The 19,130-nt window shown below is 46.3% G+C and carries 16 protein-coding genes; 5 read left to right on the top strand and 11 right to left on the bottom strand.

The features are described 5' to 3' along the window. Nucleotides 1–21: 21 nt before the first annotated feature. The gene (locus E7747_RS06265; protein ID WP_136414803.1) at nt 22–567 is read left to right on the top strand and encodes a 2-amino-4-hydroxy-6-hydroxymethyldihydropteridine diphosphokinase; all 546 of its coding nucleotides are present in this window, start codon (nt 22–24) and stop codon (nt 565–567) included. A 376-nt stretch (nt 568–943) separates the two neighbouring features. After that, nucleotides 944–2,431 carry a T9SS type A sorting domain-containing protein gene (locus E7747_RS06260; RefSeq protein ID WP_136414801.1) on the top strand — a complete coding sequence of 496 codons (1,488 nt, stop codon included), beginning with the start codon at nt 944–946 and terminating at the stop codon, nt 2,429–2,431. A gap of 164 nt (nt 2,432–2,595) precedes the next feature. On the opposite strand, the gene hpf is transcribed toward E7747_RS06260, so the two are convergent. The 8 genes from hpf to E7747_RS06220 form a co-directional block, all read right to left on the bottom strand. After that, a complete protein-coding gene (hpf, locus tag E7747_RS06255) occupies nt 2,596–2,889 on the bottom strand; it encodes a ribosome hibernation-promoting factor, HPF/YfiA family (protein ID WP_123613627.1) in 294 nt (97 codons plus the stop codon). Further along, nucleotides 2,879–3,820, bottom strand: coding sequence for a tyrosine-type recombinase/integrase (locus tag E7747_RS06250; RefSeq protein ID WP_136414799.1), 942 nt, complete (start codon nt 3,818–3,820; stop codon nt 2,879–2,881). Before E7747_RS06250 ends, hpf begins: the two co-directional genes overlap by 11 nt. A gap of 278 nt (nt 3,821–4,098) precedes the next feature. Beyond that, complete coding sequence (locus E7747_RS06245; RefSeq protein ID WP_136414797.1) at nt 4,099–5,277, bottom strand: TlpA disulfide reductase family protein; 1,179 nt, start codon at nt 5,275–5,277, stop codon at nt 4,099–4,101. 24 nt (nt 5,278–5,301) lie between these two features. Further along, nucleotides 5,302–6,714: a RagB/SusD family nutrient uptake outer membrane protein gene (locus E7747_RS06240; protein ID WP_123613630.1), complete on the bottom strand. Its 1,413-nt coding sequence runs from the start codon at nt 6,712–6,714 to the stop codon at nt 5,302–5,304. Nucleotides 6,715–6,735: 21 nt separating this feature from the next. Next, nucleotides 6,736–9,936 carry a SusC/RagA family TonB-linked outer membrane protein gene (locus tag E7747_RS06235; protein ID WP_136414795.1) on the bottom strand — a complete coding sequence of 1,067 codons (3,201 nt, stop codon included), beginning with the start codon at nt 9,934–9,936 and terminating at the stop codon, nt 6,736–6,738. Nucleotides 9,937–10,103: 167 nt separating this feature from the next. Beyond that, on the bottom strand, nt 10,104–11,909 hold the full coding sequence (locus E7747_RS06230) for a helix-turn-helix domain-containing protein (protein WP_136414793.1): 1,806 nt from the start codon (nt 11,907–11,909) through the stop codon (nt 10,104–10,106). 134 nt (nt 11,910–12,043) lie between these two features. Then, on the bottom strand, nt 12,044–13,273 hold the full coding sequence (locus E7747_RS06225; RefSeq protein ID WP_123613633.1) for a PspC domain-containing protein: 1,230 nt from the start codon (nt 13,271–13,273) through the stop codon (nt 12,044–12,046). Continuing rightward, on the bottom strand, nt 13,270–13,635 hold the full coding sequence (locus tag E7747_RS06220) for a PadR family transcriptional regulator (RefSeq protein WP_123613634.1): 366 nt from the start codon (nt 13,633–13,635) through the stop codon (nt 13,270–13,272). Before E7747_RS06220 ends, E7747_RS06225 begins: the two co-directional genes overlap by 4 nt. 333 nt (nt 13,636–13,968) lie before the next feature. Here E7747_RS06220 and dapA point away from each other — a divergent pair, with 333 nt between their 5' ends. Beyond that, nucleotides 13,969–14,856, top strand: a complete 888-nt coding sequence (gene dapA, locus E7747_RS06215) for a 4-hydroxy-tetrahydrodipicolinate synthase (RefSeq protein ID WP_136414792.1) — start codon at nt 13,969–13,971, stop codon at nt 14,854–14,856. Between the two features lie 129 nt (nt 14,857–14,985). Here dapA and E7747_RS06210 read toward each other — a convergent pair whose 3' ends face one another. The 3 genes from E7747_RS06210 to E7747_RS06200 all read right to left on the bottom strand — a co-directional run bounded on the left by E7747_RS06210 (nt 14,986) and on the right by E7747_RS06200 (nt 17,645). Further along, nucleotides 14,986–15,813: a M23 family metallopeptidase gene (locus E7747_RS06210; protein WP_136414790.1), complete on the bottom strand. Its 828-nt coding sequence runs from the start codon at nt 15,811–15,813 to the stop codon at nt 14,986–14,988. Nucleotides 15,814–15,888: 75 nt separating this feature from the next. Beyond that, nucleotides 15,889–16,356 (bottom strand): nucleoside-diphosphate kinase, encoded by a 468-nt coding sequence (gene ndk / locus E7747_RS06205; protein WP_123613637.1) that lies wholly within the window; start codon nt 16,354–16,356, stop codon nt 15,889–15,891. A 314-nt stretch (nt 16,357–16,670) separates the two neighbouring features. Next, complete coding sequence (locus E7747_RS06200; RefSeq protein WP_136414788.1) at nt 16,671–17,645, bottom strand: polyprenyl synthetase family protein; 975 nt, start codon at nt 17,643–17,645, stop codon at nt 16,671–16,673. 293 nt (nt 17,646–17,938) lie between these two features. Here E7747_RS06200 and E7747_RS06195 point away from each other — a divergent pair, with 293 nt between their 5' ends. Further along, complete coding sequence (locus E7747_RS06195; RefSeq protein WP_136414787.1) at nt 17,939–18,307, top strand: hypothetical protein; 369 nt, start codon at nt 17,939–17,941, stop codon at nt 18,305–18,307. A gap of 236 nt (nt 18,308–18,543) precedes the next feature. Next, entirely contained in the window at nt 18,544–19,116 is a 573-nt protein-coding gene (locus E7747_RS06190) for a hypothetical protein (protein ID WP_136414785.1), read from the top strand. Nucleotides 19,117–19,130 lie beyond the last annotated feature (14 nt).

Below are 19,130 nucleotides of genomic sequence, written 5' to 3'. Positions count from 1 at the left end.
CTGAATTCATTGGCTTGAACAATGACGACTATTGATATACATCTAAATATCGGTTCAAACAGCGGCCACCGTGAAGCTCTGATAGAGCGTGCGGTGGCCGCCGTTTCATCTGCCTTCCCTGATGCGGAGATAAAATGCTCCGACATCGTGGAGACAGCTCCTTGGGGCTTCGAATCGCCAAATCCATTCCTCAACATCGGAATGATGATCCGGCTGAAAGAAGCCATCCCCGACATGGCAAATGACAGCGACCACACGGGAGACACACATGTCAGAGAGACATTTGCCCTTGACGTGCTCAAGATTCTACAGGGCATACAGACCGGCATAGACCCGTCGCCACACCGCGACTCCAAAGGGCAGTATATCGACCGCGCGATTGACATCGACCTTATTGCCATAAATGACTGGATTATAGACAATCCGCAACTAACCCTGCCTCACCCGCGCATGCACATGCGCGACTTCGTCCTCATCCCCCTCGCCAACCTCTCCCCTACCTGGGAGCACCCCCTTACAGGCAAGACCGCCTCTCAATACCTCTCTGATATTCTCAACTATTTATAATTTAAAACTTTAATAACAGAATTCTATTTCGTACTTTTGGTACACAAAAAATTTTATATACTTTTGTAGTGCGATGACAAGAGAGCCATCGCATATTCATATTATATTGTGAAGCGTTTCGTGCTTTATCCTATAACAGAAATTTCGCCAAAATTTTATCCAAAAGGATTAAGCAGTCGGACAACGTTCATGCTTGTCGTATGTCAACTCCCCGCGATGGGTATAGATATCCGATTAGGCGTGGGAGTGGACTGTTTATTTTTGGATGGGCGTTTGGCGATGCCTCTGTTATGATAAACAGAACATTGTCCTGCGCTTTTTTATCTTTAATACCGGTGGTTGGAGGACAGATTACCCTTAAATAACTTCTAAGAACATGGAAAGAGTGAAAAGTTTTTTATGTGCTTTTATTGTAGTGTTGTGTATGAATAATGCTGACGGAAGGGAGTATGCTTTCCAGTTGGACGAAAGTAATTATATTTTCAATGATACGATAGGATTCGTATTTAAGTTATATCCTGAAGCATCAACCGCAACGCTGATTTCTCCACAGCTATTGCCTGATTTTAAAGGACATTTTAATACACTAAAGGACTCTGTGGATTCTAATAATATGCGTATCCAGACATGGAATACAAAATTTGTGGAACTATGTCGTCAGAAACTCAAGAATTTGGGAGAGGAAAGCAGAATATATGTTGAAAGTCGAGTTGATTTTGCGGATCGCGCAGGTATTTTGCTTGCATCAATCACTGAGCTACAGGATTCAATTGATAAATTTAATAATCAGGACTGTTATGATTCGTATGGGGATGTTTTTTTCAATCTGCATAGTGAAATTGATGCAGTTTTTATCCGGCAGGAAGAGATTCTGAGAATGCTTCCTGAATTATATGATAAGATTGAAAGTTATATTATTCCGGGATTGAATGACGTTATATTATCAGAGTGTAGAAATGAGGCAAAAATATTTAATGTTGACAAATGGATACCGTATTTCGACAGATTTAATGAAATGTCTGCCGTATGTCAGCAATTGATGGAAGTAAATGATACAGCAGGACTTATAAGGGAAAAGGCAATATTGGAAGATTTCCTAAACGAAGTCAGGTTTTATTTTAGCAATACTATCACAATAGCATATCCTCACGCTAACTGTGACTGGTGGGAGGAATATCTTGAGTTGTCAGATGTGCGCGAGTTTGAAGAACTGGCTACTTTTAAACATGTGATCGCTGTGACAGGTTTAGCAGTGGAACGTACGGCACGAGCCGTGGAGACCTTGCCTGCAAGAATTATAGATTACATAGAGGGAAATAATGGTGAATTGACGATTCCGGAGAAGATAGGTTATAATGGACAACTGTCTTATGAGGTTACAAAATTAAAAGGGCCTATATTTGATTCTGAATTAATGGAAAAGACAGATGAAATTTCTATAAGGATTCCATCAGGGATTGATTCTATATGCGGGATGGCTTTTCCCGATAATAAAATTACAGAAGTTCATGTTTCAGCCTATACTCCTCCATTTCTTGACGAGAATGCTTTTAGTGAAAAGGTTTATAAAAATGCTATTTTATATGTGCCTGAGATAAAATATCAGGAATATGTATTGTCGGATTGGAGGCGTTTTACAAATATATATTTCAGCTTGAGCTCATCTATAGATGAAATATCTAATGATAATATTGCAGTCTGGAGTAAAGGAGATACCATCTATATTGAAGGAATTGGCATTGTTTCGATATATGACACTCTTGGGAAATTGGTATATAAGGGAGATAGCCGGGAAATTCCAATAGAACAAAAAGGTATTTATATAGTTAAGATTGGTTCCACAAATTTTAAAATTAAAATATAACAAGGTGCATAGTCAATAGAAATACAGAGGGCAACCGCGGTCGGGTTTGACCAGGTTGCCCTTGATTTTTTATGAACTTAATTCAGGTTTATTCCCTGTTCCTGATATCAGGATGTTTCTTGATCTCTGAACTTATATGTATTGAGAGTTTTTAGATTAAAGAATTATTTCTTATTTTTTACTTTTTCGAGCTGGCGGTCGAGTGCTTCCATGCAGAGATCGATAGCCTCTTCAAACGTATCGGCTGTTTTTGTCGCCACCTGATCGGGTTCTTGCGGGACCATAAGGCTGACTATAGCTTCTTTGTTGAGGGCGGTTTCAGGTTTTACCACGCGGAGAGAGACTTCAGCGCTCATTACATTAGGATAACGGCGGGTCAGCTTATCTATTTTCTTGTTTATAAAGGAAGTGAGTTTCTCGCTGATGTCGAAGTGGATGGCATTGATTTTAGTTTCCATTTTTTCCTCCTTTTTTTAGTGCACGTGGGTGTGCGAGTTGGTAATTATGTTTAAGTTCACTGTACGTGACGTGAGTGTAAATCTGAGTTGATGCGAGAGAGGCATGACCAAGAAGCTGCTGGACGGAGCTGATCGGAGCGCCGGCGTTGAGCATATCGGTTGCAAACGAATGACGCAGAACGTGAGGACTCAGCCTTGCAGCATGAACATTACCCTCGGTCAAAGCTCTGTTTACAACCCTATACACCAGACGGCGATAGAGCGGAGCTCCGTCCGCCTTTACAAGTAGCGGGGCCTGACGGTCGTGAAGAGAGATTGACGTGTCCGGCGAACTGTCGCGAAGCACCCGATAAGCATCGATAGCCTCCATGAGCTCCGGACCGATAGGTATTATTCTTTCTTTATTACGCTTTCCGAGCACTTTTAGTTCACCCTTGCGGGTATCGGTATTGACATCAAGGAGTCCTACGAGTTCGGAACAACGCATTCCGGTCGAATACAACAAATCTATAATGAGACGATTGCGCGACGCGGTGAATTCACCGTCTGTTTCCGAATCAACGTCATCAAGAATGCGCTCCGTGTCTTCCTTACGGATATAGACCGGCAGGTTCTTTGGTATTTTTGCAAGGATGAGTCCTGAAGCCGGATTGGAATCAAGGCCATGACGGCTCATCAGATAGCGGAAAAACGCCCGCAGCGATGAAGCCTTCCGGCGGATGGTGCGCACCGAGTTGCCACCGGAGGCCAGAGCGCCTATCCACAGTCGCAAGTCAGATGTTGTGACATCCATCGGTCTGAGCGAGTCAGGACAATTGTCAGTAGCGAAGACAGCCCAAGCTTTAAGGTCGGCACGGTAAGCGTCGACGGTGAGCTTCGAATAGTTGAGCTCCAATCTTAGATATTCGAGAAATTGCTCAATCAGGTTCATGCCTTGCTCGGTTTGATGGTGTCTTTGTCGTTAGCGAAAATAGAAAACTTTTTTGAATAAAACAAGCGAGAGAGGCTTTCAGAGCGAAAAAATGGGACAAAAATTCAAAAATCCCATTAATTTAAAAATAAGTTTATGCAAAAAGGCCACCGCTATGCGATGACCTTTCTGCATAAAGAAGTTGTCATATATGACCGTTAAGGAATCCACTCATGAGTATGCGCAATACGATAAATGCACATCTACTACATGTACTAAGGATATCTATTCCCGGTGATTTAGTTTTGGAAAAGTTCCTTGATTTTTGCGGCAAGTTCCTCTCCGCGCAGGTTTTCTGCCACCAGACGGCCTTCGGAATCTACTATATACATCGTAGGAACTGCTGAAACCTTATACTTATCTGCTATGCTATGGTCTATGTCGCGGATGTTGACCCATTTCAGACCTTCATTTTCGACAGCATTTATCCACGGCTTTTCTTCCTTATCGATTGACACACTTATGATGTCAAATCCCTTGTCGGCGAAATCCGAATATATTTCCTTCAGATTGGGAATTTCACGCCGGCATGGTCCGCACCATGATGCCCAGAAGTCAAGAATGACATATTTTTTATCCTTACACAGAGCTGCAAGGCCGGTCTTGGTCCCGTCAATAGTGACCGCATCAAATTCCGGCATCTTATCGCCCGGACGGCCTACGGGATACAGTTCATCGTATACAAGACGGCCGTAGTAACTGTTTTTCGCACTGTCGCTAAGGCTTTCATAAAGCTCGCGCTGGCCTGCTGACAGATAGCTGGTCTGAGAAATCATGAGAAGCGGCCCCCAGAAATCATCCTTGTTTGCAATGACCGATGCGTCAAAAATCGAGTCTGCGGCAGCAAACAGATTTTTTTCGGCCATCCTCATTCGATTGTATTCTTCCGACGCATTAATCGAGTCGACAAGAGAACTGTTCCCGTTCTGACGAGCTTCATAATATTTATCAATCAAGGGACGATATGCGGCCTGATGAGCCATAAACATCGAATCGAGCATACGGCGGCCTGACATTTTCTCATTATATGTATCGGTCATCGGAGAACCTGACACAGAGACCTCGTCAAAATCGAAACGAAGTTTACCGTCGGGAACTTCATTGGATTTCACTACTCCGTTTATACTTATGTCTGCATTCTCAAGCATGAAGACCTTGCTTCCGTAGTTATCCTTTATATAGAGTGTGACCGCACGTGGCTCCTCTGCCACACCGGTGATTTCAAACTTACCGTCGGTGACCACGGCCTCGGCAATCGTGTCGGGAGATGTATGGGTCAAAGAAGAAAGAAGTACAACCGAGCTGTCGGGTATACCAGCAATCTCACCGTGTATGGTATACGATGTTTTTTCAGAGCTTCCGCAGGCCGTGGTGAGCAATGACACCGCAAGCCCGGCGGCAATAAACGTTTTTTTCATTATTATAATGTGTATTTAGGTTAACTACTTGCTGTTTTGAGTAAGGACTCCATTGCCCGGACGATTTATCGCATTGGCCGGAAAAACCATTGTCCAAAGATGAGAATCCGGCTTGAGTTCATAGCGCTGTCCGTCGAATTCTTTCGTAAGAGTCCGCGCATAGGTTCCTTCGGCATTATAGCGCTTCATGTCGATGAAGGGAATCATGGTGTTCATCATCTCGTTGTCTTTAGTACGGCGTATAAGCTCGATAGCTTCAGCGGTAGTCGAAGCCGACGAGGGCTGATAGAAATCGGGATGTATGCGCGACTTACGGAGAATGTCGAGAGTCTGCATCGCATCGTCTACCGCACCATTTCGAGCCTGACACTCAGCCTTAATCATATATACTTCCGGCGTAGCGATACCTGCAAGATTGTAATAACCGCTCAGAATGCCCTGATAGTAAAGGTCGGTCGATGACTGGTATTTTTTCCATCTTACGAGAAATTTCATATCGCCCTGTTCAAATCTGGCTGCACGCTCGATTGAAATGTCCATGTCGCGGCAAGGATAGTTCGGATTGCCGTTACCGGAACAGAACCACAGATTTTCCACACATGTGTGCGCCATCGGCGATGTGATAGCCGTATAGTCTTCCGGATTTTCAATACGCTCCTTGTAGCTGTTATAGAACTCAAGCCAGTCAAACAGTTCTCCGTGCAGTTTAAGAGCTGCTTCTGCATGCGACAGAGCCTTGTCATAGTCACGCATCGAAAGGTAGACACGTGCCAGCCCACCTTCGACGGCAGCACGGTTGGGATGGATGGCAGTCATTGACGTCTCCGGGATTCCGAGTTCAATAGCCTTGTTGAAGTCGGCAAGAATCTGATCATAGACCTCCTTTACAGATCCCTGATGCCACGGAGACCCGAGACCGCCGCTATAAATCAACGGTATACCTGGAGTGGCGGCGGCTTTTTCAGGAGTATAGGCATCGGCATAATAGTTCACCACTTGAAACAGTACAAATGCGCGGATGGCGTATGCATAGGCCATGACCTCTGCTTTCTGAGCCTCTGTCGCCTCAGTCGCACCGGGCACTTCCTCGATGATTGTATTAGCTATGCCGATGATTCCATAGCCGTTGTCAAACACATCTTCAGCCGAGGCGTTGAGTTCGGTTCTGTCGCGCGAATCTTTCCACATGTAGTGTGCCGTACGAAGGTCATCGACATTACGGCAATTATTAGCTCCGACAAAACGGTCGTTGAGCAGATACTGGTCCTGAAGCGACGGCAGATAGTTCACCGCATACTCATAGCGCAACAGCGCCTCATATTCGGCAAGAGTTTTAGGTATACGCATGCCCTTAGGCATCACATCGATATAATTGTCGCAGCTGACAGTGATAACGGCAGTCAGCACAATGAGGGCTAACGAGATATATTTTTTCATTTTTCAATTCTTTGGTAATGTTTAGAAACCGAGATTAAGTGAGAGCATATAGGTTGGTTTCTGATAGCCTCCGATAGTATGTTTTGCTGCTTTCGACTTTGCAAAAACGGCAATGTTTTCCACTCCTAACATCAGACGGGCATCCTTGGCATAAAATTTTGAGCACCACAGGCCGGGAACATTATATGTAAGAGAGATATTGCGGAAACGGATGTTGGACGCATCACGGATAACGGCAGACGACCGGTTGTAGAGGTCCATATTGCAATAAAGCGACGGATTTTCACCGGCCACATAGCGCGGGACATCAGTGACGGCCTCATCGCCCGGATTCTTCCAGCGGTCATTGTAAGTGAAATCGGCACAACGCAGCTTATGTCCGCCTTCAAACAGGAACAATGCGGAGAGCGTAAGTTCACGCCAGCGGAGGTTGGTTGAAAGCGAACCGCTATAGGTCGGGGTATAGCTTCCAAGATATATGATGTCATCAAGATTTGTCGGGGTATTGCTGCTGCAAACATTTCCTTCGGCATCGTATACCTGAGGCAGACCGTCAGCACTCAGACCGGCCCACTTATATCCATAAAGAGCGGTAAACGGGACTCCGACACGCGGAAATGCCTCCGGCTGATCAAGCTGCAGAAAATAGACAGGAGCTTCGACATTCACATAGTCTACCTTGGAATGATTATAGCCTATCACCCCCTGCGCACTCCAAGACCAGTCACGGTTCTGGATAATAACGCCGTTGACATTCAATTCAAAACCACGGTTGGTCATCTCGCCATTGTTGATGACATTGGTTGAGAAACCCTGTCCTTCAACCGAGATACCGTTGGAGGAAGCAAGGAGGTCTGTGCCCTTCTTATTATAGTATTCGACAGAACCGTTGAGACGGTTGGTGAAAAGCGCGAAATCAACACCGACATTGGTTGTGGTGGTTTTCTCCCAGCGCAGTTTCGGGTTAGGACGTGAACTTATCGAACCTTGCATACCGCCTACTCCCGGATGAGTATTGGTCGAATAATAAGCTACTGTATATGGCCAGCGGTTCTTGGCTATGTTGCCGCCGATGCCGTATGACGCACGCAATTTTAGCATATTGACCCATCCGGCATTAAAAAATTCCTCCTGATCTATTCTCCACGCCACACCCGTCGACCAGATAGGTTTACCCTGATACTTGCTGCTCGTACCATAAAGATTCGTGCGGTCGGTTCGGATAGAGCCGTTTATCATATATCTGTTGTCAAACGCATAAGCGGCATTGCCATAGAATGAAATGAAACGGTTGGTCAGTTCATTGATTGAGGCAAAGTCAGTCGCGGCAATCCATGGACGGCTGAAAATGGCATTGGAAAATGACTGGATAGCCGACTGGTCGACAACTGTCCATTGATTAAGATCATCGTCATAGCCATAGAGAGTATTGCTCTCGAAACGGGTCTTGTTGTGACGCATTTCCATACCGGCGATTGCCGTTATGTCATGCACCCCGGCAAAAGTCTTGTTGAAATCAAGCTGATTTCTGAAATTATACGTGCGCTGGTCATTGGTGCCATTTGAATATATGTCACCGTAGGGAAGATTGAACTTGGCATTCACACCGTCAGGCGACGAGGCGAAGTTGTTGATTTTACTGCGCACCGCATAGGTTTCTTGCTCCGAAATCTGCTTGCGCTGGAAATTACCGAACTCATACTGGAACTGAGTCGTGAAGCGCAGCCAGTCGGTTATCTTGAAATTCAGGCGAGCATAGACACGTGTCAGCAGGTCGCTTGTAGTCGAATTTGAGCGTCCGAGTTCATCCATAGGGTCAATATCCTCATTGTAAAGACCATATTTGTTGATGGCATTTAAGCGCGACTGAGTAAGCCTGTCCTCCTGACGGCTGACAATCGTGGAACCGTCTTCGTTATAGAAACTCATATATGGAGCTACAGTGAAACCGGGCGACGACAGGAAATATGTCTGCGTCTGCGAACCGGAATAGTTGACATAAGCCCCGAGGTCTACAGATAGCCAGCGGGTCATGTCGATCGTGTTGCGCAGAGATATATCAAGCGCATCCCTGTATGAATGTATGGCGTTGTAGTTGTCACGGTTGTAGGATACCGTCCCGACGAAACTGTTGCGCTCCCCCGATGACGAGATCGAAAGGCTGTAGCGCTGTGTAGTCGCATCGCGGCGTTCGATGTCATCGACTTCATCATAGTAACGGTATCCCTGCGAGGCCCAGTTGTCGAGCATTGAATTCAACTGCTGTTCACTTATCATTCCGGCATAGCGCTGATAGATCGCCTTGACATGGGGAGAAAGATTACTGCTGTTGCGCAACATATTCTCCGCATAATCCACTGCTCCTTCACCGCTGAAGTTAGGATTCTGCGACATCCAGTCGCGGGCTTCCGCAATCACCTCGGCAGCATCAGGCGTATATGTGTTGTAACGTTTATAGGGTGTTACCGAAAAGGTTGCCGACGCCATCACATTGACCTTCCCTTTCTGAGCTTTGCGGGTTGTGATGACGATAACACCGTTGGCGGCTCTCGCTCCATAAATCGAAGTGGCAGCCGCATCCTTAAGGACTGTTATGCTTTCAATATCGTCGATATTTATATCCGGCACTGATTCGCTGAAACCTCCGCCTGCATAGGTGACTTCAGTACGCTCGACAGGGAAACCGTCAACCACATAGAGTGGAGTCGTGATTCCCTGCATAGAGGTCGTTCCGCGTATCTTACCGTCGGTATAACCGGCAATATGTCCCTCAAGCATATCGCTCACTGACGTGATCCGCTGGTTTTCAAGCTGCTTTCGGTCAATTTTCGCAAAAGAGCCGGTGGTGCGTTCTTTTGACAGTGTCTGATAGCCGGTGACCACCACCTCATCCAGCATTTCGTCGTTTGGCTGGAGCGCTATCTTGTAGGAATCCGCGGAAGTCAGTTTGACTTTCTTGGTCAGATAGCCGAGAAAATAGGCTTCAATTTCAGTGGCGGTCTGTGGTACGGTCAGGGAAAAATGCCCGTTAAGATCCGTTATGACCATTGCCACGGAATTATCGGAACTCAGGGGAATTTCTCTGACGGTCGCACCGGCAAGCGGTTCGTCGTTCTCATCGACAACTATGCCGGATATTGTACGCGCTCCGGCACTGAAGGTGATGACAAGAGTGATGACCGCCATGAGACCTCGGTTGATAAAGTCGGTTAAGGTTTTCATGAAATGGACAATGAATTGGTTAAACTTTCATTTGCAAATTAACCATAAAATAATGAAACAAAGGCAAATTTGCTATTACAATGTCGGAAATTTTGCCGTTTATGAAATTATTTATAAGCCAAACCCCGATGAATTATAGCAAACTGAAAGTTTATACCAATAAACGGTTATGATTTGTCATTGTCCCCACCGGGAGTCTGACCGGCAGCTATCGAGCGGGATTTTTCACGGAAGGCAGCGGGAGTCATGCCGGTGGCCTCGCTGAACTTAGTGTAGAAAGTAGTCATTGAATTATAACCGAGTTCCGATGACAGGGCTTTCAGAGGTGTGTCGCATTCTGCGTCTGAAAGTCGGCGTATGGCCTCCTTGGCACGAAGACTGTTGATGAACTGTGGAAAAGTCATCCCATAGACCTCGTTGACAATACGCGACACGTATGTGCGGTTGGTCTTCAGCATCTGTGCGATTTTGTCTTTTGAAATCAGATTGTCGGTATAAACCGCAGGATCAAGCATAAGACTTTCGAAAGCCGCTACAAGATGGTCAGGAATAGGCGACTTCTTCAATGAAGGAGCATCAGGCTGACTATCTTTTGCCGGTTTATCGCCAGATGCCGATGACATCGAATCTTCCAGCTGCCTGATGGTGGCGCGCAGTCTGGTTTCCTCTCGCGCGGTCTCCGTCATCTGTCTGACAATTGTAGAGTACAGACGGCTTTTCCGCCGGTAAAGATAAATAAAACTTACCGACAATATGAGAGCTACGGCTACGGCTGCAATCAGAAAATTTACGATACGCTCCTTTTCAAGAAGCTCGACACGCTGACGGTTGACCTCGTTATCGGCACGTTCAAGGTCATATTTGCTCTTGATATGTTCGATGATGAGTTCTTTGCCGGCTTTATCTTCGACATTATTCTCATTTTCAGCTATGCTGAAATATTTCCGTGACAATACATCGTTTCCAAGCAGACGGTGGGTGACGGCAAGCGCCTTAAGGACATCCTGACGAAATATCCCGGAATGGCCGCTGTCAGTAATCATCAATGCGGAATCAAGGACTGCGACAGCCTCCGTATGCCTGTTTCTTTTAAACAATATGTCGGAATACTCGATGAAACTTCTGATATCGCCCTCATTGTGATTGGCCTTGAGCAAATCAATCGACTGACGAAAACACTCGGCCGCTTCCGAATCACGCTCCTGCTGGCGCAGCAGAAGTCCGTATATATAATAAAGTGACGACCCGTCGCGTATAGAATCAGAATGGAGAATGATTTCAGCCTCCCGGATATAGTCAAGAGCCTTCGACGTATCCGTTTTGCGCAGTGCATAGGAATAGGCCGCAGTCATCGCACCTGTGTAGCATAGAAAATTATCCTTGTTACGCTTGCCGTGCCTGTAACATTCAAGCGCATATCTCAGTCCGGCCGGGTCATCGTTCAGAGCATAGATCGAGGCTATGTTTACAAGGAGCAATGAATGTAAGCGTTGATTTGCCGAACGTTTGGCGGCATCGAGTCCGTTGAAAAAGTGACGCAACGCTCCGGGAAAGTCTTTTTCAATGTTAGAGGCATACAGGCCGAGACCGTTGTAGACGGAAGCAAGTGCGGAATCATTGCCATGTTTCAGACACAGAAGTTCCGCTTCGTGAAGATGGCGGTAACTGTGACCTACACTGTCGTTGAACAGGAAACCCTGTCCGAGAATAATGTTTCCATAGATGTCGGCATTCTGAGCCGCACGCCCACTGCTTTTATCAGCAATCTCCAGCAGACGGTGGCCACATATTATCGCACTGTCAAAATCCGCCCTGTTGAGTGCGGTCATTCCCGCAACCCGAAGGTGGTCTATATCGGACATCGGAATGACATCTTCGGCAATCTTCGTTCCGTCAGTACTGCAGGCTGCCGTAAGAAAGGTCAGGAATATGACGAATAGCCATATATTATATATTGTGTGTCGTCGGGCCATTTGGATAAAAAAATTTGCAAGCGGACTTATGGTTTCTGCTGTCCGCTTGCAAATTTATATAAAATTAGTCTTTACGACAAGAAGTTACAGCCTTCAATGCTATTTTGAGTCTTATTTCACCCACTTCATACAGCCTACGCGGTTATAGCCGGTGCGACAAGTATGGCCGAGGGGATTACGGCATTTCGGGTGAGCGAAGGGATGGATGCGGCAGTTTCAGCCACCTGTGACAAAGAGTCGATTGATGAGGTGAGGGAGAATGAGATTGGTTGAGCCATTGAATAGAATAAGCAGAATGCCTGATCCTCATAATGGTCGGCAAGCCCCATGAGTACGGCTGCTATGGCTATGATTATGATTTCGAGAATCACAGCGGTTATGATTCCGGCTTTGGAAGGTGTCTTTGCTTTGAACAGCACACACGACGCTACCCATGTGACGGCAAGAGCCGGCAGAAGGATTGCACAGAATATTGCGATTCCTCCCCATGAAGAAATATACGGAGCTGCGGTTTCCAAGATGTCAAGGCCATCAAGTATGGTGGTCGCCCCGCTCGTCCAGTAAATTATGATTCCACAGATTGCCACAAGAATCAGACAGCAGAACACGATAGCTGTCACTGCCGCTATCAGTCCGAAGAAACCAAGGATGAATTTAGCGGCTATGGAAAAGAACGTGTTGACGAAATAGGCGAATGATGATGTGTCCGTGTCAGGAACCGGAGCGGCAGGAGGAACTGAATTGTTGATGACCGTCTGTCCGATATTGTCGAGAGTCACCGGCTGTCCCTGCATTTCAAGAATCTCACGCGGAGTGCGTGCGACGGGGATAACCATCCATGCCACGAGATAGATAATCACGCAAGGCCAGAAGTAGGTGCAGAGCGTAAGAACTACGAACAGTATTCGCATTACGGTCACGTCCCAGTCAAAATACTGCGAAAGTCCGGCAATTACGCCTCCGAACACCCGATGGCGTATGTCACGGAAAAGGCGTTTGTGGATCGGAGGGGGCGGACACGCCTGAGTGCCGTTGAAAGGAGGGACGTTCTGCGAGCCGCAGCTATCAGTCGTCTCCTCTTGGCTGTCGGTTTCGGGGCGTGATTCATCCGACAGTTCTTCCGGACGCCCCATAGTCTCGATGACACGGTTGACATCTTCAAGCACAATGACGTTTGCTCCAAGGCGGATGCGTTCGTCGAAATGTTCGGAGATTCTCGACTCGATATCGTTGACTATTTCCTCACCCTCTGCGCCGGTAAAAGTCGTGCGGAGTTGAGAGAGGTAATCAAGAAGCAGCTTATAAGCATCTTCGTCTATATAAAATATATTACCATTGATGTTGACGGGAAATGTCTTTTTCATTCTTCTGTGATGTTTGAGGTGTTAGAGATAGTTGTCTGGTCGGAGAGAAGAAGATTGACAGAGCGTGATATGTCGTCCCACGAAGACTGGAGCTGGCCGAGGAAATCAAGTCCGAGCGTAGTGATGGAATAATATTTCCGTGGCGGTCCCTGCATCGACTCTTCCCAGCGGTAGGAAAGCAGTCCGTCATTCTTAAGGCGGGTGAGGAGAGGATAGAGAGTCCCTTCCATCACGATGAGATGAGCGTCCTTAAGCCGTGCTATCATCTCGGAAGCATAGGCATCGCCGCGCTTAAGGAGAAGAAGAACGCAGAACTCAAGCATGCCTTTGCGCATCTGTGATTTGAGATTGTCTATGTTCATGATTCAATGATGAAGTTGTTGGTGGGTTACGGCAACGGAGACGTGCACTTATTTCCGTTGACAGTGCAAAGATATAGACTCGCAAGGTACTATGCAATACAAGGTACTATTAAATAACAAATTTTAACATACCAAACAGAAATATATGTCTCCGTTGAATAGACACCCTCTCCGATAGTGGCACCTATAACATGCGGCATGGCAATAGGCAACGCGGAACTTGCAGGGTTTGAGAATAATTTGTAATTTTGCAATATATTAGGCGGTTTCAACTCGGAATTGTCATTATTGTTTAGGTAAAACTGACACATTATAAAATAATATTAATTTTTTATGTCAACAGAGCATTTGCGAGGAATGGGTGTCGCGCTGACAACCCCTTTTCTGGAAAACGGAGATATTGACTATCATACGCTCGACATGCACCTTGACTATCTTATCGATGGCAAGGCAGACTACATTGTGGCTCTTGGAACAACTGCCGAGACCCCGACTTTGTCTGCGGATGAAAAACACGAACTTGCGCTTCACATCCTTGACTACGTGAACCACCGCTGCCCGGTAGTGATCGGCGTAGGTGGAAATTCGACCCGTTCGGTCGTCAAGGAACTGACTGAAACACCGCGCATGGACGAATTTGATGCGATCCTGTCGGTAGTCCCCTACTACAATAAACCGACGCAGGAAGGAATGTACCGTCACTTCGCCGAAATCGCCAAAGCCTCACCCATACCGGTGATTCTTTATAATATTCCGGGAAGAACAGGCGTAAACATGAACACCGACACCATTATCCGTCTCGCCAAAGAATTTCGTGGCAAAATCATCGGGATAAAAGAGGCAAGCGGCAATATGCAGCAGGCACAGGAAGTGATTACCCGCCGTCCCGAGGGCTTCCTTGTCATTTCGGGCGACGACTCTCTTGCCCACAGCATGATCCGAATCGGCGGCGACGGTGTGATTTCTGTGCTCGGCAATGCCTATCCGTCACAATTCGTCGATATGATTCACCGCAGCATGGAGGATGAAACCCCTGAAGCCGCCGCCAAGCTCCACCAGCAATTCTCAGCACTCTATTCACTGCTTTTCAAAGACGGCAATCCTTCGGGTATAAAATGTATGCTCCATATACTGTTCCCCCGCTACAAAGAAGTGTTGAGGCTGCCGCTTGTGCCCGTGACCGACGAGACTCGCCGCGGACTTGAAAAAGAAAAACTCTGAATTATACATGAGGGCGGTATTTCAAAAAAGATTTCTGGGATTCGCTCGCAGATCCGTCAAAAAGCGATATATGACAATGGCCTCCACTATTTGTGGAGGCCATTGTCATATATCGCTTTTATGTATGGATTATTTCTTCGCAGTAGCCGTCGAGCGTCTGGTTGATTTACGCTTACGGGAAGCATATTTTTTTGTCGAACGTTTGGTGGGAGAATATTTCTGAGACTTACCGTAAGTCCGCTTGTCAAAAGCAAAAATATCTTTATGCGTAACTCCGTTTTCAAAATCTATTATAGCCGCCGGATTGATAGGAATGCCAAGATAGCGGGTTTCGAAATGGAGATGGGCACCGGTGCTGCGGCCTGTGTTACCACCGAGAGCAATCGGCTCTCCGGCCTTGACATATTGGTCAGGCTTAACGAGGAAGCGGCTTAGATGACCATAAACGGTTTCAAGACCATTGTCATGGCGGACAACCACATAGTAGCCATATCCGCGTCCTTCATATTTTGTCAGACGGACTTTGCCGGAAAAAGCAGCGCGGACCGTATCACCCACCTGAAGTTTCAGGTCTATACCATAGTGCATGCGTCCGAAGCGCGAGCGGTATCCGTAGTTGGATGTTATGTGACCCGGGGTAGGAGTAGTGTATTCGGAAACGTCAATATCCTTGTGTTCGGGAATTGTCACCGCTGTCCCGTAAGGATTGACACGGTCGCTGTTCCAGAACGAGGCATAAATCTCGTTGTTCATAGCAGCCTCTCGCTCTTTAATCTGATTCAGAAGCAAATCGTTGTTCTCAATCTTAAAAGGGTTGATTGATGGTTTCTGGTTTGCTATCAGAGAATTATGTTGGTTTGTATGTAAGGCAGGTAACTTTAGCTGAGCATTTGCAGTGAATGCTGCTGTCGATATGAGTAAAGTTGCGAGAAGAGTTTTGAGTTTTAAAAATTTCATTGGTCTACTTTGATGTTTTTTCCAGTGGGAGGAGCGATATGATGGCTTAAGGTTAAGATACTTGCAGACGTATTTTCAAGGTTGGAGTTCCAGCGAACAGTAAACGAACGGAGTCTGGAGCGGAGTTCGGTCAAAAATCTCATCAGGCGAAAAGAAACGTCTGATTTCAACTTCAGCATCCTCGGCAGAGGAGGAGGCGTGGATAAGGTTTTCTTGATTTGACATCGCAAAATCACCTCTTATAGTGCCGGGAACTGCCTGACGGCCGTTTGTCGCACCTGTCATGCCGCGCACAACCGAAATTGCATCGACACCCTTCAACACCATTACTATGACCGGCGATGCAGTCATAGAGGCAAGAATCAGAGGGAAAAATGGACGGTCAACAAGATGAGCGTAGTGTTGGCGCAGAAGCTCTTCGGAGAGTTTCATCATCTTCATGCCGGTGATGACAAGACCTTTCTGCTCGAAGCGGGAGAGAATCCGGCCGACAAGGGAGCGCTCGATAGAAGATGGCTTGAATATGATTAGAGTCTGTTCCATTTATCTGGTTTTAACGAAATTTTACATCTTTCGTTCGTTCACATCAAAGATAGTCATTTTGAAGCATTTGAAAAAACAATGCCAAGTCAAAAAATGTAAAATAGTGGTAAAACCGCCCGACGACAGATAGTAACTATCAGCTATCCAATAACTTAACTATAATGTGAAATTACGCTAAAATATTAAAACGTGTTTTTGCACTTCTGCAACAAGCTTAATATACGTTAATTATTGTATTTTTATCATCACAGTATTTAACACATGTCATACTGACAGACATACTAAATCATACTTTATCCAACCTCACACCTCCACTACTTTTCACGGGCTATCACAAAGTCGAGCAGCGAAATAAACTGTGAAGTCAACGGCGAGTTAAACTTGTCAAGAATAGCAACAGCCTCTGCACGCATCCGCTCCATAGTGGCATAGGCATATTCCACACCTCCGTTTTCGTGTGTGAATGCAATCAGCCGGCGGATATCGCTATCTGACAGAACCCGGTCCTCACGCAAAAGGCTGAGCATCTCATCTCTTTCAGGCGATGCACCGTTGGAAAGAGCATGGAGAAGCGGCAAAGTCACTTTTCCCTCACGCAGATCGTTGCCTGTAGGCTTACCGATGACCTGCGAATCGAAATAGTCAAAAATATCGTCTTTTATCTGGAAACAGCGCCCGAACAACTCCGCAAACTCCCTTATGGCATCAAGACGCCAGTCATCGACCCCAGAACAATATGCCCCCATAGAGACACAGGTCACAAAGAGTGATGCTGTCTTATGGGAAATCACATTAAAATAAGCCTCCTCATTCAATTCATGGTAACGGGCATTGTAAATCTGGTCCATTTCGCCAAGCGAAAGGAGCTTTCCAAGATCGGCTATCGCGCGTATCACACGCAAATCCTCTGTCTCGGTAGCAAGTTTCAGGGCATTGGAAACAAAAAAATCGCCGACGAGCACTGCGACGTGGTTGTCCCACACGGCATTAATGGTCGCATGTCCATGACGACGGCCAGAGTCATCGACAACATCATCGTGAATCAATGAAGCATTATGGAGAATCTCGACAGAAGCAGCCGCCGTAAGCGCATCGTCATTTACTCCGCCGAAAAGCCGGGCAGTCAGCATTACGAGCATCGGGCGCAATTGCTTCCCCTTATGCTCCAAATAGTTGCCAATCACCTGATTCATCAAAGTATTTGACGAATCAAGCGTACGGCTGATCAATGTGTCCAGCCGCTCAAGTTCTGACTTGAGGGATTGCCTTATGTCTTCAATGGCGCTCATAACTGAGGTGCAAATTTACGAATTTTCACTGAAATGCAAAAACTTGCGCAATTTGCAGGAAAATAATTCCATTCATTTCGCCGATTATACATCAGCCTAAGACCCGCAGCCGTTCTATGCGCCAAGAAAGATTATGCAAGAAATAGGATAAAATAGTATCATTTCACACACACTATTTTGCATAAATTTGCAAAAATGCACATTGAAACCGCAGTGTGCGCTTTCTTACCTTAAATTAAACTACAAATCTCAAACCATCTAACTACCAACATCAACCATTAATTATTACGCTTATGATCAAACAACTACTCGTCAGCACACTGGCTATTGCCGCATCCATGACTATTTCGGCGACAACAATCAAAGTATGGGAAGGAAACACTCAGCTTAAAGGCTGGGGCGACAATGTAAGCGTCCCCGCCTCGGAATTTACCGCCGCATCCGAAGGAAGCAAACTCGTCGTAAACATCACTGTCGACATGACTCTCGACCCGGCAATCAATTACACCAATCTCGGTGTCAAAACCAATACAACCGGATGGCCCGAGCTTGACGGAACAGGATTCCAGAACCCACAGGCACAGACGCGTCATGGGACCTCAACGCCACGGCAGCCAGTCAGCTTAAAAACACCGGACCCATTATACAGGGTCAGAATATAGTAGTCACCTCCGTCGACCTAATTACCGCTGAAGACATCGACCCCAACATTCTGTTTGAAGGTGAACTTGTCATATCGGGCTGGAACAGTGGAGCAACTATAAATCCGGCCAAGCTCAATGCCGGCGATGCCATTAAATACACCTTCTCTGCACCCGGAAGCGCAGACGGAAAGGTATTGGTAAAAAACAGCTCTTGGGCAAATCTATTGGGCACAGCAAAAATAGGATACAGCGACATGGCCACCGATTCTGTTATAGTAGGTGTCACTGATGAAATGCTGCAAAATGCCAGCGGGTCAATTTTCGTGCAAGGCGACGGCGGTTGCACCATAACCAAAGTAGAGCGTATCCCGGATGCCTTCAATCCTACGAATGTAATCTGCTACGGCGAGCGTGCTTGCGGTGCGAATGTGTTCACAGTCATCCCGGAAGGAACCTCAAAACTATCTGTCGTATTTGCAAAAATGCCAACATGGGCTCAGATTTGTGATAATTCATGGAGTGCTCTTCATTCAAACGACGAGGCGACTATTGTTGAGAACTCAGACGGAAGCGTTACCATGACTTTCCCTATCACAGCTGAAGACATCGCCAAAATCAACAACGCCAAAGAGTTAGTCGTAAACTCCGATCAGAAGCTTATTTCTCTGAACTATCCCGGAGCTGAGAGCGCAATAGAAAGCATTGAGGCAAATGACACAAACGCCCCGGTAGAATACTTCAATCTTCAGGGCATACGCGTCGCCAATCCTGAAAACGGCATTTTCATCCGTCATCAGGGCAACCAAGTAAGCAAAGTAAGAATGTAAACCGGCATAGGGAA

It is taken from the genome of Duncaniella dubosii (assembly GCF_004803915.1).
Lineage (GTDB): Bacteria > Bacteroidota > Bacteroidia > Bacteroidales > Muribaculaceae > Duncaniella > Duncaniella dubosii.
The sequence above is the reverse complement of the archived record's forward strand: the minus strand, read 5'-3'. Positions and strand labels throughout refer to the sequence as shown.

Coding starts and splice junctions, on each gene's coding strand:
- E7747_RS06190 (WP_136414785.1), top strand. CDS start 18,544: ATGGCCACCGATTCTGTTATAGTAGGTGTCACTGATGAAATGCTGCAA.
- E7747_RS06225 (WP_123613633.1), bottom strand. CDS start 13,273: ATGAAAAAGACATTTCCCGTCAACATCAATGGTAATATATTTTATATA.
- E7747_RS06265 (WP_136414803.1), top strand. CDS start 22: ATGACGACTATTGATATACATCTAAATATCGGTTCAAACAGCGGCCAC.
- E7747_RS06245 (WP_136414797.1), bottom strand. CDS start 5,277: ATGAAAAAAACGTTTATTGCCGCCGGGCTTGCGGTGTCATTGCTCACC.
- E7747_RS06195 (WP_136414787.1), top strand. CDS start 17,939: ATGATCAAACAACTACTCGTCAGCACACTGGCTATTGCCGCATCCATG.
- E7747_RS06200 (WP_136414788.1), bottom strand. CDS start 17,645: ATGAGCGCCATTGAAGACATAAGGCAATCCCTCAAGTCAGAACTTGAG.
- E7747_RS06230 (WP_136414793.1), bottom strand. CDS start 11,909: ATGGCCCGACGACACACAATATATAATATATGGCTATTCGTCATATTC.
- ndk (WP_123613637.1), bottom strand. CDS start 16,356: ATGGAACAGACTCTAATCATATTCAAGCCATCTTCTATCGAGCGCTCC.
- E7747_RS06240 (WP_123613630.1), bottom strand. CDS start 6,714: ATGAAAAAATATATCTCGTTAGCCCTCATTGTGCTGACTGCCGTTATC.
- E7747_RS06260 (WP_136414801.1), top strand. CDS start 944: ATGGAAAGAGTGAAAAGTTTTTTATGTGCTTTTATTGTAGTGTTGTGT.
- E7747_RS06210 (WP_136414790.1), bottom strand. CDS start 15,813: ATGAAATTTTTAAAACTCAAAACTCTTCTCGCAACTTTACTCATATCG.
- E7747_RS06250 (WP_136414799.1), bottom strand. CDS start 3,820: ATGAACCTGATTGAGCAATTTCTCGAATATCTAAGATTGGAGCTCAAC.
- hpf (WP_123613627.1), bottom strand. CDS start 2,889: ATGGAAACTAAAATCAATGCCATCCACTTCGACATCAGCGAGAAACTC.
- dapA (WP_136414792.1), top strand. CDS start 13,969: ATGTCAACAGAGCATTTGCGAGGAATGGGTGTCGCGCTGACAACCCCT.
- E7747_RS06235 (WP_136414795.1), bottom strand. CDS start 9,936: ATGAAAACCTTAACCGACTTTATCAACCGAGGTCTCATGGCGGTCATC.
- E7747_RS06220 (WP_123613634.1), bottom strand. CDS start 13,635: ATGAACATAGACAATCTCAAATCACAGATGCGCAAAGGCATGCTTGAG.